The following is a 16,029-nucleotide window of genomic DNA, read 5'->3' on the forward strand; positions in this document are numbered from 1 at the left end:
CTGACGGAGCTTGCGAGCGAACCCAGCTCACTCGCCGACCTTGGCAATACCGCAACGCAGTTGCGGTGAGCAGTTACCTCCTGTTTTAGGTATGAGAGTAGATAAACACCAATAATTTTTACCGTCAAACACAACGCCTTTTTTGATATATTGTAACTCAGAGAGAGGTTGCCACGGTCGCTCGATATTAGACTCGTCATAATATCGATATTGTTTTCCCTTGACCTCTAAACCCCGATCCGTACCTCCCAACCAATAACGACCTTCTTGAATTATGTTTGATGACGAGTTTTGTTGATTGCTATCTGTCTTTTTCTCAATCCACCAATTCCTCACAAAACGTTTTGTATTTTCAGAACCTTTTGTCGTAGCGACTATAACTAGCAGTTCTCCTTGTTGATTGATAAACTCAAAACGACAAGGCCCCTCTCCTGTACCAGAACAATCTTTAATCTCTTTATACCCCAAATCAAATAGCTCTTTAACCGAACGATCTCTGAGGTTGGGTTGACCCTGTAAGCTGGGCTGCCACCGTTGTTGAATTAGGATTTGACGCGCCTCTTCGTATGGCATACCTTGTTGAAGAGGTATTTTTCCAGGGGCATTTACAGAATTTTCAATGCTGACTTGAACTTTTTTATTTAAAACCTCGATTGTTAAATTTTCTTCGGGATTATTCAGGTAATTTTTTTTACTTGTTGTATCGATGTTTGCACTATTTATGCTGGGAAATTGTGGCTGCGGGGCAGCATCCGCCAAACTTGTATGTCCAATGGCGATTAGTCCCATCAAGGGTGCAATAATTCTGGTTGTAACAAGATTGCGATCGCATATCCAACTTTTCATACTCATTGGTTTAAAACCTTTCTTTTTACAGAGTTGTGTAGAGATGACCTCTACTATAGGAGTTATATTCGATCGATGCTGCGGTGTAAGGAGATCGAGTCTCACAGTCCACAATTGGAAATATACATTTCGCGTCTAATTGCTGACCATTCACTAATGCCGATCCGATCGCTTTTGGGAATTTGCTGTCCGGTTCGTTGAGGATGGCGACTGTAAAAAATTGTATCTGCAAGTAAATCGTAGGTTTGTTCGTAGGTTTCGCCGTTAATTGTCGTGAATTCCCATCCTGTATCTCCTGGGGCGGACCTAAAGCAGACTTCTTGTACCGACTTGACTCGCGGATCGATCGCTTCGCGCAATCTCCGCCATTGATTGCTATATTCGCGATCGCCCGGTTGGAGTTTGCGATTGTTTAACTGAGGATTAACCCTGTAGAATAAGAAATCGGTCAATCGATCGACGGCTTGTTCTCGCGATTCGGCTTTGGCTAGATTGGGGCTGCTGAGGACAAGGGCGATCGCCAGAGCACCAACCATTGAAAATCTTGAGACAGACTTAATTGATAACGACTCGATTAGCATAGTGATTTGGTGTTAATTCCTAGCGCCAGCCCAACCACCTGAGCACGGGCACAACTAAATAATGACTCACTCCCAAACAAAGCCCGATCGCACTTCCCAACAAACCAAAAAACACAATTGAACCCCAAACTTGCAGCCAGCCGAAGGTAACGTTAGACAGTGACAAAATCCCAAAGAAACTCCCCGGAAAAATGTTCCAAGCATTCAGCAACAGAAACATTCCCGTAGAGAAAACAGCCACTACCAAAGCGTGAACTAATTGATGGCTCCGCAAACCCATTCCCACAGTCAAAGAGGCGATCGCAAAAGCTCCCAAAATAACCCCCTGCACACCACTAGAAGCTGTTGCTTCCATCCAGCACAAACCCGCCAACAAATAACCCTGAGCTCCCATCAATCCAGACAGCCAATACTGTTTTTGCTGGCGAAAACTCCCCGCATCCGTCAAACCGATCGCAGTTCCGAACCCCGCCAACCCAAACAGCAGCACTTCGGGCCCGACAGCGAAAGTCATATTAGGAATTAATTGCTGCAAACCTTCATTCAGAAAACGGGCAATTTCCGGGCCAATAGGCGAAGCATAGGCCAAAACCAAACCGCCGATCGCCCCCGCACTTCCACCAACGGCACCGAGCACCATTTCCCAGCCGGTATCCAGAGAAGCTACCACGATTTGAGCGATCGCGCCGAACAGCAAAACCGTCAAACTTGCCGTTTTTTGCGCCCCTGCCACCACTATTTGCCGGCAGAATTCTAAAATAGCTTGACCCATTGGGGCTATGGCGATTTTGCCCTTACTCCTAGCATAAATCTCCTGCAAACGCGCCCGAACCTCGCCCGCAGTCGCCGGACGCTGCTGTACATTCGATCGCACCATATCGTCCAACAAATTCGCAAAAGGCGGGCTCACCGATACAATGTGACGCCACCGCAACTCTCCCGTCATCGGATCTTCAATTTCCGCCGGATACTTCCCCGTCAGCAAGTGAATGCAAGTCCGCCCCAGCGCATAAAAATCCGTCGCCGGCACGACACCGCCTCCCACAATTTGTTCCGGCGGACTGTACCCGGGCGAAATCAACCGCGTCGAACTCCGAGAATCTTTCCCCACGGATTCGACACCGCCCATCTGTTTAACTCCCCCAAAGTCGATCGCCACCAATTGCAGTCCGCCCAAACCCTTGCTTAGCAAAACTTGGGGCGATTCCGGGTCTCGCAGCATCAAATTTGAGGGTTTAATGTCGCGGTGAATAATCTGACACCTGTGCAACTCCTCTAAAATTTCCACAGCTTGACTCAGCCAACTAAACACCCATTCCTGCGGACATCCTTGAGGGTGCTCGTCGAGAACCTCTTCTAAAGTTTTGCCGTGAATCTTTTCCATTACCAAACAAGGCAGTCGCTTCGCCGCAGGATTTCCATCCCCGCCTGCAAAATTTTGTGTTTGGACGTGAAAATAACCGTCAGGCTCGACTCTAGGGACGCCAGGGTGCCGCAAAAGTGCCAAAACCCAAGCTTCTTGCTCGAACAGTTTCAGCGCTTTCGCGGAAGTTTCAAGCAACACTTTCAGGACGCGCTCGGTTTCAGTTTCTGTGTCCCAGACTGTGAAAATTGCTGCAAAGCCCCCGGAACCGAGGCTTTCTAGAGGCACGTAGCGATTTTTTAGCCGCAGCGGAGCCCCGCAACTATGACAAAAATTGTTGCCCCAAGTCTGAGGGTAGGGCCTTGGGCAATCTGGATTGATGCAGTGGACGGCTTTTGAAGGGGGGTGAGGCACAACCAGAGTAAAAATGGGGCTAAATATCCATAGTAGACTTACGCGCAGCTAACACCGAAACCCGGTTTTCAGCGAGGTTAAATGGCTGTAACGACGGATTTGGTTTGAGAAACGAGCTTGCTCTTGCTGCACAAGTCCTGTCCATATTATGTGGTATGCTGTCGATTTTTGAGTTGAGGGTCTCGAAGTCACGGGATTTTAGATTTTAGATTGTGGATTTTGGATTTTAGATTGCATACTGGATTGCTGTTGAGATCGATCTCAACTACCAACCACAACTTTAGGTATTTCTAACTACTTAGCCCTGGCCCATTACCCATTACCAATTCTGATTTTTAAGTATTAAATTCTTTACATAAACCGTATTGATCCGCTGTTCGGCTCGCTGCACAATATCTTTCGCTCGCTCGAAATTCCTCCCCACTCTGCGATCCCCAGCCTTTCCTCCTGCATCCTTCGCCGCTGGCTTTTCATAAGATATGTTACAAATATTTGCCTAATGTAAAGCAAAATAAATAATACTTATGATGATTAAAAGAATATTAAAATTTGAGAGTGACACTTTGTTGATATATTTTTAACAGCCTGCGATCGGGCAAAAAAATTAAGCGAATACTAGGAAGCGAGATATGGCTTACGCGCAAACCCAAACTCAATCAAAGGCTGGGTATAAAGCCGGAGTTCAAGACTATAAACTAACGTATTACACGCCGGACTACACGCCGAAAGATACTGATATTTTGGCTGCCTTCCGCGTCACACCGCAGCCGGGAGTTCCCCCAGAAGAAGCAGGCGCTGCTGTGGCTGCTGAATCTTCTACAGGTACATGGACGACTGTTTGGACTGACCTCCTGACCGACCTCGACCGCTACAAAGGTCGCTGCTACGACATCGAACCAGTTCCTGGTGAAGACAACCAATACATCTGCTTCATTGCCTATCCTTTGGATTTGTTTGAAGAAGGTTCCGTCACCAACTTGCTGACCTCTTTGGTCGGTAACGTGTTCGGTTTCAAAGCTCTGCGCGCTCTGCGGTTGGAAGACTTGCGGATTCCCATTGCTTACCTGAAAACCTTCCAAGGCCCTCCTCACGGTATTACCGTTGAGCGGGACAAATTGAACAAGTACGGCCGTCCTTTGCTGGGTTGTACAATTAAGCCCAAATTGGGTCTGTCTGCTAAGAACTACGGCCGTGCCGTTTACGAAGTTCTGCGCGGCGGTTTGGACTTCACAAAAGACGACGAAAACATCAACTCGCAACCGTTCATGCGCTGGCGCGATCGTTTCTTGTTCGTTCAAGAAGCTATTGAAAAAGCCCAAGCAGAAACCGGCGAAGTCAAGGGTCACTACCTCAACGTAACTGCCCCTACCTGCGAAGAAATGATGGAGCGGGCTGAGTTCGCTAAGGAAATCAAAACCCCCATCATCATGCACGACTACCTGACCGGTGGTTTCACTGCAAACACCACCTTGGCTAAATGGTGCCGCCGCAACGGTATTTTGCTGCACATTCACCGCGCCATGCACGCAGTTATCGACCGTCAGAAAAACCACGGTATCCACTTCCGCGTGCTTGCCAAGTGCTTGCGGATGTCCGGTGGCGACCACCTGCACTCCGGTACAGTTGTGGGTAAACTCGAAGGCGAAAAAGGCATCACGATGGGCTTCGTAGACTTGATGCGCGAAGACCACATTGAAGAAGACCGCAGCCGCGGTATTTACTTCACCCAAGATTGGGCCTCCATGCCCGGTGTCATGCCGGTTGCTTCTGGTGGTATCCACATCTGGCACATGCCGGCTTTGGTGGAAATCTTCGGCGACGACTCCTGCTTGCAGTTCGGCGGCGGCACCTTGGGCCACCCTTGGGGCAACGCACCTGGTGCAACGGCTAACCGCGTTGCTTTGGAAGCTTGCGTCCAAGCTCGTAACGAAGGCCGCAACTTGATGCGCGAAGGCGGCGACGTGATCCGCGAAGCTTGCAAATGGTCTCCTGAACTGGCTGTTGCTTGCGAACTCTGGAAAGAAATCAAGTTTGAGTTCGAGGCAATGGATACCCTTTAAGGATTTTTGGTTTGAGATTTTAGGTTTTAGGTCGCAAACTTGCTGGGAAGTCTTTATCTTTGAAGAAGATTTACAAGTAAGTTTGCATCCAAAATCTAAAATCCAAAATCTAAAATTTGAGGGGGCTGGGGTCAAAATGGATCTCAAACAAGTTGCGAAAGACACCGCTAAGGTGCTGGCAAGTTACCTAACCTATCAATCCGTGCGGATGGTGGTCGCTCAGTTGAGCGAAACCAATCCTCCTCTGGCAATCTGGTTGAACGACTTTTCCACTAAGGGCAAAATCCAAGATGGAGAAGCTTATATTCAAGAGTTGCTTTTGGAAAATCAAGATTTAGGCTTTCGGATCATGACTGTGCGAGAGTATCTGGCTCACGATGTGACGGAATTTTTGCCAGAAATGGTTTGTACTGGCATTCAACAGGCGAATATGGAACACAGACGCCAGCATTTAGAGCGAACTACGCAACTTAATTGGTCTGTTTCTAGCAGTCATCCTGAAACATCAATAGATTCTGAACCGAATCTGGATAATTTGTCGAGTTAATCGATCGCACTTGTCGATCGAACACACACCTTAGAGATACAAAAAATGAAGACTTTACCTAAAGAGCGTCGTTACGAAACTCTGTCCTATTTGCCGCCGCTGACAGACGCGCAAATTGCCAAGCAACTCCAATACATCCTCGATCAAGGCTACATTCCCGGCGTAGAATTCAACGAAACCTCTGCTGCTGAAATGCGCTACTGGACTATGTGGAAGTTGCCTTTGTTTGGTGCTCGCAGCGTCCATGAAATCATGACAGAAGTTCAAGCTTGCCGTCAAGATAATCCTACTTGCTACATCCGCGTCATGGGTTTTGACAACGTGAAGCAGTGCCAAGTGCTGAGCTTCATCGTGCACAAGCCTAACACCAGAGGCTACTAAAAAGTATTGGCTGGCTAATCTAACTTTTAGGTTAGCAGTCATTGCAGATTGGAGGTGGGGAATTTTCTCTGCCTCTTTTTTTATAGTTTGCAAATAGCTTTTAAAACTTGCATCAACAAAATTGAAGGTTCGGGCTCCATCAGGTTTAGCAAAGGCATTAGCTGATAGGTTGGGTTATTGCCCCCCTGAATATTGACAAACTGATAGTGCATTCCGTTTGTTGTCAAGCCCCAGATTGTGTCCTGATATTTTAAATTTTGATAAGCATAGGTTAGCAATTGGGATAAACCCATCAATGCGTTAATTCCAGAATTTTTACTTTCAATCACCAAAACCCAAAAATATGTATCGCTTCTGATGGGTTTTATCCTGTTGACAGCCAAGATATCAAAGCGTCCTTTAATGATAGTATCTTCCTCTTCAATGCTAATTTCGGCGATATCTTGTTCTAAACTAATTTTAATCGGGCGGCGGTAGAAGCCAGCCAATCGCATTAAGGGAAAGGTAGTCAGAGCTTTTACCAATCCTTCAGAAACTCGATCCGTTGAAATGTAGTCATCGAAATCATCCCTAATTTGTATAAGTTCCTGCTGTTCGTGTTCTGTTATATCTTCAAGGGATAACAGAGAGGTAAATGAGTTCGTGTACTGCTTTTGAAAGCCGAACAGACGGTGTACTTCTGCTAATGTTAGGTTTTTGGCATTAATAGTTGTCGTCATATTTTAATAGTTATTTAATTTTTAGTTATAATTATAACATAGACATTGCGGTAGTCCACTTGCACCATTCTTAGGAACACGCAAGATGCCTGTTCCACAACATATCAAGTTTCTTGTGGGGTATGCCGGAGAGCCTGCCCATATTCTTAGGAACAGGCCAGATGCCTGTTCCACGACATATTAAATTTTTTGTGGGGCGGGCATCTTGCCCGCCCATGAAAGTGACAAAGGGGATAACTGCGAACCTAATCTATCCTTTCCATCACAATTCCATCAACTATTTCATAACCCCAATTAAAATGTCGATTTGCTAACTGCTGGGCCATGTCATATTCGCCCAAATTGCAGAGTTCAACTAACTTTTGATATCCTGCATCTCTTTCTCGCTGTAACCTCTCTCCCCGCAGTTTTTCTCTCTCTTCCTCAGAAGGATTTGGTCGTTCTTCCCCTAGCGGATTGATATCGCTAATTCGTTTCATATCAGCCTCATTAAAAAGGGATAGATTCTACGATTTCGCCGTCAACTATTTCGTAGCCCCAGTCGGGGTTTGCAGCGATTTGTTTTTCAACTATACTTCTGCCCAGAGGAGTCTGGTAAGCTTTTTGCAAAGAGGAAATACTGGGAATTTCGGCGGGAGTTGGCGATGTTGTTTCAGCAAGTTTCGGCAGTGCTGGAATCTGGTCAGATGTGGATTGATTGAGGGCTAATTGCGGCGCGATCGCGCCTAACTTCCGCATAACGCTATCCTTGGTGATTTGCGGTTTTTCGTTGAAGGAAGAGGGCAGATATGGTGTGTCAACGCCCTGGTTTTTGGCTTTTAGTGCATCGTCAGCAAGCCGATCGCACTTTCGCAGAAATCCCTCCCACAAATCTTTGCCCAAAACCGGGTTTCTCAAATCAGCACGGGCTTTAGAGACTGCTGCTTCCAGCGGTTCGCCTTTGTGCACGTAATACTGAATTCGCTCCTCTTCAAAAGCAGGATAAGGGACTTCCGGTTCGATTTCCCAATCCCGCTTAACTTTCTGACTTTCTCCTAAAGGGATTCCGGCGATAAATTCATCCCAAAAAGTGGAGGTTAAGCCTTTTGTCATGCTGTCAATAATTTTAAATGCCCATCCAGAAGGATTGCCAAATCCTAAGCTGCGTTCTTGAGCATATGCTTCTAAAGCTCGCTGAAAGTTGTGCAGTTCTTCTTGGGAGTTCCAAGGCCCGCTAAATCGGTAATTCGGGGTGACAGCAACGGCTATTTGCTGGCGGGGTTGCCCGAAATATTTGTCGGTTTTAACTACATGATTTGGGGGTGATGTTTCGCGGAAAATTGCTACAGGGTGATTGTTGTTTTCGCGACTTATCGGTGTTATGGTATCTGGCGGGTTCGGTGTCCAAAAATTATTGAGTTTTTCCTCGAAAGCGTCAATATCCGCCCAGAGTTCTAGGGTGTCTGTGTTGGGAGTCGTTAATTTTTCTTTCAGGAGCGATCGCACTTTGAGCAGGCGTCTCGCGAGTTCTTGTTCTTCGTAACTTAGACCCGTGGCTTTTTCAATTTCGCTGCTGTTAGTTTTTACCCATTCGCCTGAGTTGGACTTTTGTGATTGCCATTGCAATAATTGGCAAAGAAAAATACTCGCCGCGACTCCGCCCGTAATTGGGGCGAGTTTGGGATAGTAGATGGCGGGATTTCCTAGATTTCCTAAAAATATTCCTATTTTCATTTTGTATATTCTTAATTCCCTTGAATCTTAGGGTTATTATTGGCGCAGCTTAGCTTGCATTCTAGGGGGCGCATCGGGCCAACTTACCTCGACTAAACTAGCATGGAGAAACTTAAGATTTTCTTTAAGCTTCTGTCTATTCCTGACTGAATGGAGTTTCTAGAGTAAAAACGGGGATCGCTTATTCGATCGCCTGATTGACAGGACTGAGTTAAACGTAATAATAAATTATTTACTGTACAGCTTCTGCCAAAATGAATCCAGAACGCCAAGAGGCTTATTTGAACTTAATCGAGCGAGTGCTTACCTGTCCCAACGGCCAAGAACCAGAGGTTTTGAGTTCGTGTTCCGATTTAATTGATGCGGGATTTGTGCAAATGCTAATCCAGATATCGGCTTCTATGGCGCGGGAAGGTGACGAAGATACTGCTAATTTTTTAGTGCAACTTGCTCGTTTGCTGGGGAAATCTTTGGGTTTGTCGCCTGATTTGAGGCCGGCTGGGTACAGTAGTGCAAAGGGGTAGAGAAAAAGTGCGATCGCCTCGTTGTATCATGTTTTGAAAAATCAGGGCGATTCCCTACCCTTTGCGATAGCTTAGCTTCACCTAAATTTTAAAGGCAGCGATGGCTTTACAGTTTATATTCGAGAGGCTCGCAAAACTCATTCACCCCAGTTTTAAATACATAAATAATCACCGAAGTCACCAAAATATCAGGGCAAGTTTTTGCTGCAACTAAATCTCTAAAGGCTGCATTCAATTGTCCGTTTGCCAACTCTTCTTTAACCTCGGATTTGCAGATAGCAACGCGGCATCTTTTGGCTAATCCGTCTAACCAATTTTCTGATATATTCGGTTCTTGTCCGGCTTGAATTGCTAGAGATATCGCTGCATCCTCGATGTTACCTTCGCAATCTTCGATTGCGTCTAGGGCTTTTAGGGCTTCGGGATATTCGGCTAATTGCGAGCGAAACTGGGCAATTTGTTGGGAGGTAATAATCATCATATTATTTTCCTGTGTTCTCTGCTGGCGGGACAAGTTTAGCAATTAAAGTTGATATTATAGCATTTTTTGGAGTGAAGGTGGAATTGGGCGATCGAACCTCATTGCATTTTCAACTAATATTTTGGACTTCGCAATAGTCCGCCTGGCGTTGGAACCCATGTCAAAGCTTAAGTGCTCTGGCATAAAAATGATGTTAAATGCGATCGATATCTGGCATTAACGCCCTAGCCCGCCTGATGTTTAAACCCATTTCAAAGCTTAACTGTTTTTGCAGAAGACTGATGTTAAATTAGATTAGTTTCGTCGATCCTTGACAAAAAGCAGCGCTAAAATAGGTTTGCAGAGCTCATATTTCTAGGGATTTGGGAAAAATGACAACCGTTACTTTAAACTTAGATACTGTCGAACTAACAGACGAACAGTTTTACCGTTTATGCCAGATGAATCGAGATTGGCAATTTGAACGGACTGCTAAAGGAGAAATTATCATTATGTCACCAGTAGGCGGAGTCAGCGGCAATCGAGAAGCCGATTTAATTGGCTTGGTTTGGATGTGGAATCAACAAACGCAGCTAGGGAGAGTTTTTAGTTCTTCCACAATTTTTAGGTTGCCCAATAATGGCGATCGATCTCCAGACGCGGCTTGGGTTAGCTTGGAAAAATGGTCGGCTTTAACAGCAGAACAACAAGAGAAATTTCCGCCAATTTGTCCTGATTTTGTCATTGAATTGCGTGAAGCGAAGCTATCCCGTAGGGAATCGCGCACAGACCCGCTGCGACCCCTTCAGGAGAAAATCCAGGAATACCTCAACAGCGGCTTGCGCTTGGGTTGGCTAATTAATCCTCAAGACGAACAAGTAGAAATTTATCGCCCTTCTCGCGAGGTAGAGATTGCACAGTTTCCTGTGAGTTTATGAGGAGAAGATGTCTTGCCCGGATTTGTCCTTAATTTGCCGATGATTTGATATTGCCTCAAATTTTTCCTGTTTCCAACTGTATTTTCTTGGGACAAATATCATCATCGTACCAACCAGTCAAAGCCACAGCCAAAGCATCCGCCGCATCATCCGGTTTCGGAATATAACCCAACTCTAACTCCCGCGCCACGGCCTCTTGCACTTCGGACTTATCCGCATTACCGCGGCCTGTCAAAGCTTGCTTAATTTGAGCCGGCGTAAACTCGAACAGCGGCACTCCACACTGCGCCAATACCAGTGTCAAAACACCCCGCGCTTGCGCTACAAGTATGGTATTTCCCATCTTGTAAAAAAACAATTTTTCGGCAATTGCTACATCTGGTTTAATCTCTTCAATTACCGCGTGCAAATCGTCGTAAATTGTTTTCAAACGCTGGCCCATTTCTTGTTTGGGCGTTGTTTGTATGACGCCGCAATCAATCATCGAAACAAAGTTTTCATCTTGTTTACCGGGGACAATTTGACAGCAAATTGCCCCGTAGCCGAGATTGGCTAAGCCGGGATCTAATCCTAAAATTCGTTTTTCCATTGCCAGAATTAGTAATTGGAAATGGGGAAAGAGGCATTAAAAATTTGGGAAATGTTTCCTCACCACCCATTACCAATTACCAATTATTAATTACCCCTCAGTTGTTTCTAGGCCGAATACCCGATCGAACACTTTAGTCACTTTATACCCCGAATCTATTGATTCTAGCGGGTCTTTCCGCAATCGGTGCCGCAAACACAAAGTCATCACCCGGCGAATATCGTCCACAGTCACCTCTGTGCGGCATTCCAAAGCCGTGAAAGCTTTCGCAGCCCGATTCGTCACCAAATCGCCCCGCAGCCCGTCTACATCCAATTCCGCGCAAACTTGGGAGATTTTTACCCGCAACTCTCGATCGATAGTTACCGATTTCAATCTTTCCTGGGCTTCCACCAACTTCTGCTGCATTTCATCTTGTTCGCGCTGGTATTTCGCGAGAAACTCCGCCGGATTTTGGTCAAAACTCGATCGCTGTTCGACAATTTCCACTCTTAAATTCGGGTCTTTTACAGTCCGAATTTCTGCGTGCATCCCGAATCTGTCGAGCAACTGCGGCCGCAATTCTCCTTCTTCTGGATTCCCGGAACCGATTAAAATAAACTTAGCCGGGTGGCGGATCGAAATGCCTTCTCTTTCAACAGTATTCCAACCGCTGGCGGCCGAGTCGAGCAAAACATCGACTAAATGATCGTCGAGCAAATTGACTTCATCAACGTACAGAATGCCGCGGTTAGCTTTAGCTAAAAGACCGGGTTCAAAAGCTTTAACACCTTCCGACAAAGCTTTTTCGATGTCGATCGTACCGCAAACTCGGTCTTCGGTAGCGCCTAGAGGCAAGTCTACCATTTGAACTTTCTTGCGCGCGATTTTAAGGTCAGTTTGAGATAAAGTGCGATCGCGCACCTCATCGCTCATCAAATCTGGATCGCTGGGATGACTGTTAAAAGGATCGTCAGCCACCACCTCAATTTCCGGCAGCAAGTCAGTGAGGGCGCGGATTGTGGTAGATTTACCAGTACCTCGATCGCCCATAATCATGACGCCGCCAATTTTGGGATCGATGACATTCAACAGCAGCGCCAGTTTCATCTCCTCCTGGCCAACAATCGCAGTGAAGGGAAAAACAGCGCGGCGGGCTGGGGTAGCGGTAACGGTTGGTAGAGCGCCCGCATTTAGGGTATTGCTGACTTCGGCAGTAGGACTCACAGGATAACTCAAAATATAATAATTGCTTGTTTATTGTGACATACAAGCGGACAACAGTCGATCTGCAGCCTTGAAATCCAAGTACAGAGTTAGTCTGATTCCTCTCAAAACCCCGCCAAAAACAGACTATTTCTGAGACACAGAACGCGCAAAGTCTAAAATTTGTTGCTGACGTTCATCAGACAAACGTTCAACCATCGCAGCTAATAGCTCAGATACAGACAACCAACGCCTTTCTTTCGACTTCCAAACAACTAAAAACTGCTCGGTAGACAGAGTACACAAAGCTATCGTTTCGCCAGAGCTATCGCTAAATTCTACCTCGTAATTTTCATCATCATAACAATCTACAATTGCCCCTCTAACACCCTGGTGCAAATTAGAGTCAGGCAATGTTACTAACAATTCGACTACATCAAATAATTCTGGCACGATCGTGCTTACCTCCGAACGAATAGTGTTACCAGTCTTGCCTTATTACTACCCGGTTCTACGATCCAACCTGTACGGACAATCCCCTGCTGTCCCTGTACACCCAGAATTTCCAAGTCTACAGTATAGCGCTGTCCGTGTTTGTCATTTAGTCCTAAAACTGCTTCAGAATCAAGAGTTTTAGCTGAAATCTGTGCTAACAGCAATTCATAGTTTTCTTGGCTAAATCCTAAACGACGCTGAAATATTACAGCTTTATCGCTACCGACTGGATTATCTAAATTAAGAGCATACTCTGTTAATTTTCGAGGATCGATAACGAGATGGCTGACCAGTTCTTTCAGCTTCATGTTTGTTTACATAACACTAATTTTAGCATCCAACAGATTAAAGAGCTGTTTTGGGAACCCGATCGACTTTCAATTTTAGCTCTAACGTCAAATAACTAATAACTAATAACCCACAACTACCATTGTGGCTCAGAAGCCATCAAAGCAGTCGCAGCCTCGCTCGGTAACGGCTTAGCAAAAAAATAACCCTGACCGTATTCGCAGCCGATCGCCCTTAACCTAGCTAATTGTGCCGCCGTCTCCACACCCTCAGCAATCACATCCATACCCAAAGCGTGAGCCAGCGCCACAATCGTGCGGACGATCGCCACATTCTCCCCCTCGCTTTCGAGCTCCATTCGCCCCACAAACGACTTATCAACCTTCAAAGTATCCGTAGGAAACCGACTCAAATAACTCAACGACGAATAACCAGTGCCAAAATCATCAATTCCCAACTTGACATTAAGCTGCTTCATGTGCTTTAAAACCGCGATCGCCGACTCCACATCATCCATCACCACACTCTCAGTAATCTCCAACTTCAAACTATCGGCACTCAAACCCGTTGTTTCCAAAATCATCTGAATGCGATCGACCAAATCCGGCTGGGCAAACTGCTTTCCCGACAAATTTACACTCATAATTAAAGGCTGATCGAAATCAAACATTCCCTCCCAAAGCCGCAACTGCCAGCAAGCCTCCTCCAACACCCACTCACCCAGCGGTACAATTGCCCCCGTTTCCTCAGCCACCGGAATAAATTTCACCGGCGAAATCAAACCTCGCAGCGGGTGCTGCCAGCGCACCAAAGCCTCAAACCCAATAATCCTACCAGTTGCCAAAGATACAAACGGCTGGTAATGCAGCAAAAACTCCTGACGCTTCAAGGCCACCCGCAAATCAGTCTCCAACTGCAATCTCTCCACCGCCAAAGCGTGCATCGAAGCATTAAACACCTGATACCTTCCCGTTCCCAAAGCCTTCGCCCGGTACATCGCCGTGTGGGCGTCCCGCAGCAAGTGTTCCGGCTGTTCCCTGACAGTAGCAGGTTCGCCGCCCACCGCAATCCCGATACTTGCTGTCACAAACACCTCCTGCCCCTTCAAATCAAAAGGCACAATTAAAGCTTGGTGAATGCGACCGGCTAAATCCACCGCACTGCCAACATCAACATTCCTCACCAAAATCGCAAAATCGTCACCCCCCACCCGCGCCACAGTATCCCCGGAGCCAATAATCGCCCTCAACCGCTGCACCACCGACATCAGCAGTTCGTCCCCCGCCAAATGACCCAAAGAATCATTAATCACCTTAAACCTGTCTAAATCCAGAAACAGCACCGCAAACAGATAGCTACGCCGGCCCCTAGTATTGGCGATCGCCCGCCCCAGACAATCCACGAACAAATCCCGGTTGGGCAAACCCGTCAGAGAATCGTGAAAAGCATCGTAAAGCTTTCTGTAAGCACTGACACCCACACCAGTCACCACCAAACCCAAAGTCGGCGACACTAACGGTACCCACCCACCCCCAGTAAAAATCCCATAACTAATCCCCAACAGTCCCATCAATCCCGCACCCCCAGCCAATCCCGCCTTCACAGGATGCTGAATCCGCCAAGCCAAAACCCCGCCAACCATCGCCCAAGCACCGTTCCACAAAATTTCCGCCCATTCCGGCCACACCCAAAAGAGCGATCGCCCATCCAAAACAGCACTCAATATTTGGCTGAGCATTTGCGCGTGCAGAAGCACTCCCGGCATTTTCGGACTTTGCTTTTTAACGGGACTGTAGGGCGTCAGAAACACGTCTCTGGTGCTCGGTGCAGTCGTCCCGATCAACACAATTTTTCCCTTAACCCAGCTTGGTTCAATTTCCCCCTTCAATACCTGCGCGATACTGACTTGTCGCGCCACATCCTTACCAGAACGGTATTTGAGCAGAATTTGGTAGCCTTTGGCGTCGAGATTTGCATAGCCGCCGCTGTGAGAAGTTAAAGGCACAAATTCTGCCTTTCCCCAGTTGATTTGGTGGGGATGAACAGAACTATTTTTCTGCTGTACTCTGTCTTTGAGATACAGCAAAGCCACTTGCACAGAAAACGATAAAGCAATCTTTTTGTCTGGTTGCGAGACTGAGAGCAAATTGCGGCGTACAACGCCATCAGGATCGAGCACGAAGTCGTTAAAACCGAGCCGATCGGGCGGTATCCCCGGGGGCGCAGCCACTCCCTCACTTTCTGAATCCCTCAATTTATAAATCGCCACAACATTCCGTGCTTTCAGCCCGGCCAGCAATTCTTTGTGTCCCGGCGCTTGAGGCAAATCCCGGTACAAATCCAAACCGATGACTTTTGGCTGATACTTTTGCAGTTTTGTCAAGGTTTGAGCGATCGCACCGTCGGAAATCGGAAATCTCCCCAAAGCTTGAATATCAGCCTCAGAAATTCCCACTACCAGCAGTCGCGGATCGGGACCCGAATCTGGCTGCAAGCGCACTAACGAGTCAAAACTCCCCAATTCCAAGCTTTGCAGGCCTCCCAACTGCCGAATTCCCATATTCAGCAGCGTTACAGTCGCGCCCGCAAGCATTGCAGGCAAAATCCTGACCCGTCGGTTGTGAGAACTCAGGTCGAAGCCAGTTGCGACAGACATTACACAACGAAGATTTCGAGAGAAGTTGGCAGTCACAGAAAAAATATATGGGTGCAAATTCGCTCCGCACAAGTCTGTTCTTACAGAATTGAGCTTAATATGAGATTGAATGTAATTTTTTCAGAACTTGTGCCGCAACCGAGTTTCTTTAAGCTAATTACTCGATTTGGCAAAGTATTTCTCGAACGGGTACCGGGTTTTTGAAGATTTGCCGACAAATCCTGTCTTTCATTCGTTGTTTCCCCAAATTCGCACAAGCGTTAAAATTTA

General features: G+C 46.6%; 17 protein-coding genes. 5 read left to right on the forward strand and 12 right to left on the reverse strand.

Features of this window, described 5'->3' with window-relative positions; all coding sequences use genetic code 11:
* Positions 1-27 precede the first annotated feature (27 nt).
* The 3 genes from QUA33_RS19455 to QUA33_RS19465 all read right to left on the reverse strand — a co-directional run bounded on the left by QUA33_RS19455 (position 28) and on the right by QUA33_RS19465 (position 3,204).
* The gene (locus QUA33_RS19455; RefSeq protein ID WP_333150385.1) at positions 28-951 is read right to left on the reverse strand and encodes a hypothetical protein; all 924 of its coding nucleotides are present in this window, start codon (positions 949-951) and stop codon (positions 28-30) included.
* Positions 948-1,382, reverse strand: coding sequence for a hypothetical protein (locus tag QUA33_RS19460; RefSeq protein WP_333150387.1), 435 nt, complete (start codon positions 1,380-1,382; stop codon positions 948-950). The genes QUA33_RS19455 and QUA33_RS19460 overlap by 4 nt, the downstream gene beginning before the upstream one ends.
* Before the next feature lie 64 nt (positions 1,383-1,446).
* On the reverse strand, positions 1,447-3,204 hold the full coding sequence (locus QUA33_RS19465) for a serine/threonine-protein kinase (protein WP_333150389.1): 1,758 nt from the start codon (positions 3,202-3,204) through the stop codon (positions 1,447-1,449).
* Positions 3,205-3,833: 629 nt separating this feature from the next.
* Here QUA33_RS19465 and QUA33_RS19470 point away from each other — a divergent pair.
* The 3 genes from QUA33_RS19470 (at position 3,834) to QUA33_RS19480 (ending at position 6,192) form a co-directional block, all read left to right on the forward strand.
* Positions 3,834-5,264 (forward strand): form I ribulose bisphosphate carboxylase large subunit, encoded by a 1,431-nt coding sequence (locus QUA33_RS19470; protein WP_333045238.1) that lies wholly within the window; start codon positions 3,834-3,836, stop codon positions 5,262-5,264.
* A gap of 136 nt (positions 5,265-5,400) precedes the next feature.
* On the forward strand, positions 5,401-5,811 hold the full coding sequence (rcbX, locus tag QUA33_RS19475) for a RuBisCO chaperone RbcX (protein ID WP_333150391.1): 411 nt from the start codon (positions 5,401-5,403) through the stop codon (positions 5,809-5,811).
* A gap of 45 nt (positions 5,812-5,856) precedes the next feature.
* Positions 5,857-6,192 carry a ribulose bisphosphate carboxylase small subunit gene (locus QUA33_RS19480; protein WP_333150393.1) on the forward strand — a complete coding sequence of 112 codons (336 nt, stop codon included), beginning with the start codon at positions 5,857-5,859 and terminating at the stop codon, positions 6,190-6,192.
* An 80-nt stretch (positions 6,193-6,272) separates the two neighbouring features.
* Here QUA33_RS19480 and QUA33_RS19485 read toward each other — a convergent pair whose 3' ends face one another.
* The 3 genes from QUA33_RS19485 to QUA33_RS19495 all read right to left on the reverse strand — a co-directional run bounded on the left by QUA33_RS19485 (position 6,273) and on the right by QUA33_RS19495 (position 8,624).
* Positions 6,273-6,911, reverse strand: coding sequence for a restriction endonuclease subunit R (locus QUA33_RS19485; protein WP_333150395.1), 639 nt, complete (start codon positions 6,909-6,911; stop codon positions 6,273-6,275).
* Positions 6,912-7,156: 245 nt separating this feature from the next.
* Positions 7,157-7,390, reverse strand: a complete 234-nt coding sequence (locus QUA33_RS19490) for a hypothetical protein (protein ID WP_333150397.1) — start codon at positions 7,388-7,390, stop codon at positions 7,157-7,159.
* 10 nt (positions 7,391-7,400) lie between these two features.
* Complete coding sequence (locus tag QUA33_RS19495) at positions 7,401-8,624, reverse strand: hypothetical protein (RefSeq protein WP_333150399.1); 1,224 nt, start codon at positions 8,622-8,624, stop codon at positions 7,401-7,403.
* A gap of 254 nt (positions 8,625-8,878) precedes the next feature.
* Here QUA33_RS19495 and QUA33_RS19500 point away from each other — a divergent pair, with 254 nt between their 5' ends.
* Positions 8,879-9,148: a hypothetical protein gene (locus QUA33_RS19500; protein ID WP_190660572.1), complete on the forward strand. Its 270-nt coding sequence runs from the start codon at positions 8,879-8,881 to the stop codon at positions 9,146-9,148.
* Between the two features lie 106 nt (positions 9,149-9,254).
* On the opposite strand, the gene QUA33_RS19505 is transcribed toward QUA33_RS19500, so the two are convergent.
* Complete coding sequence (locus tag QUA33_RS19505) at positions 9,255-9,629, reverse strand: hypothetical protein (protein WP_333066762.1); 375 nt, start codon at positions 9,627-9,629, stop codon at positions 9,255-9,257.
* A gap of 371 nt (positions 9,630-10,000) precedes the next feature.
* On the opposite strand from QUA33_RS19505, the gene QUA33_RS19510 reads away from it, so the two are divergent.
* A complete protein-coding gene (locus QUA33_RS19510) occupies positions 10,001-10,546 on the forward strand; it encodes a Uma2 family endonuclease (protein ID WP_333150401.1) in 546 nt (181 codons plus the stop codon).
* A gap of 55 nt (positions 10,547-10,601) precedes the next feature.
* Here the strand turns inward: QUA33_RS19510 and ruvC are convergent, their stop codons facing one another.
* From ruvC to QUA33_RS19535, 5 genes are all read right to left on the reverse strand, one after another.
* Complete coding sequence (ruvC, locus tag QUA33_RS19515) at positions 10,602-11,135, reverse strand: crossover junction endodeoxyribonuclease RuvC (protein WP_333040653.1); 534 nt, start codon at positions 11,133-11,135, stop codon at positions 10,602-10,604.
* Between the two features lie 90 nt (positions 11,136-11,225).
* Positions 11,226-12,341: a magnesium chelatase ATPase subunit I gene (gene bchI, locus QUA33_RS19520; protein WP_333150403.1), complete on the reverse strand. Its 1,116-nt coding sequence runs from the start codon at positions 12,339-12,341 to the stop codon at positions 11,226-11,228.
* A 126-nt stretch (positions 12,342-12,467) separates the two neighbouring features.
* Complete coding sequence (locus QUA33_RS19525; RefSeq protein WP_333150405.1) at positions 12,468-12,773, reverse strand: DUF4926 domain-containing protein; 306 nt, start codon at positions 12,771-12,773, stop codon at positions 12,468-12,470.
* Positions 12,774-12,781: 8 nt separating this feature from the next.
* The gene (locus tag QUA33_RS19530) at positions 12,782-13,123 is read right to left on the reverse strand and encodes a DUF6883 domain-containing protein (RefSeq protein WP_333150407.1); all 342 of its coding nucleotides are present in this window, start codon (positions 13,121-13,123) and stop codon (positions 12,782-12,784) included.
* A 116-nt stretch (positions 13,124-13,239) separates the two neighbouring features.
* Entirely contained in the window at positions 13,240-15,759 is a 2,520-nt protein-coding gene (locus QUA33_RS19535; RefSeq protein ID WP_333150409.1) for an EAL domain-containing protein, read from the reverse strand.
* Positions 15,760-16,029: the final 270 nt, after the last annotated feature.

Origin of the sequence: Microcoleus sp. Pol14D4 (assembly GCF_036701245.1) — a bacterium.
Lineage (GTDB): Bacteria > Cyanobacteriota > Cyanobacteriia > Cyanobacteriales > Microcoleaceae > Microcoleus.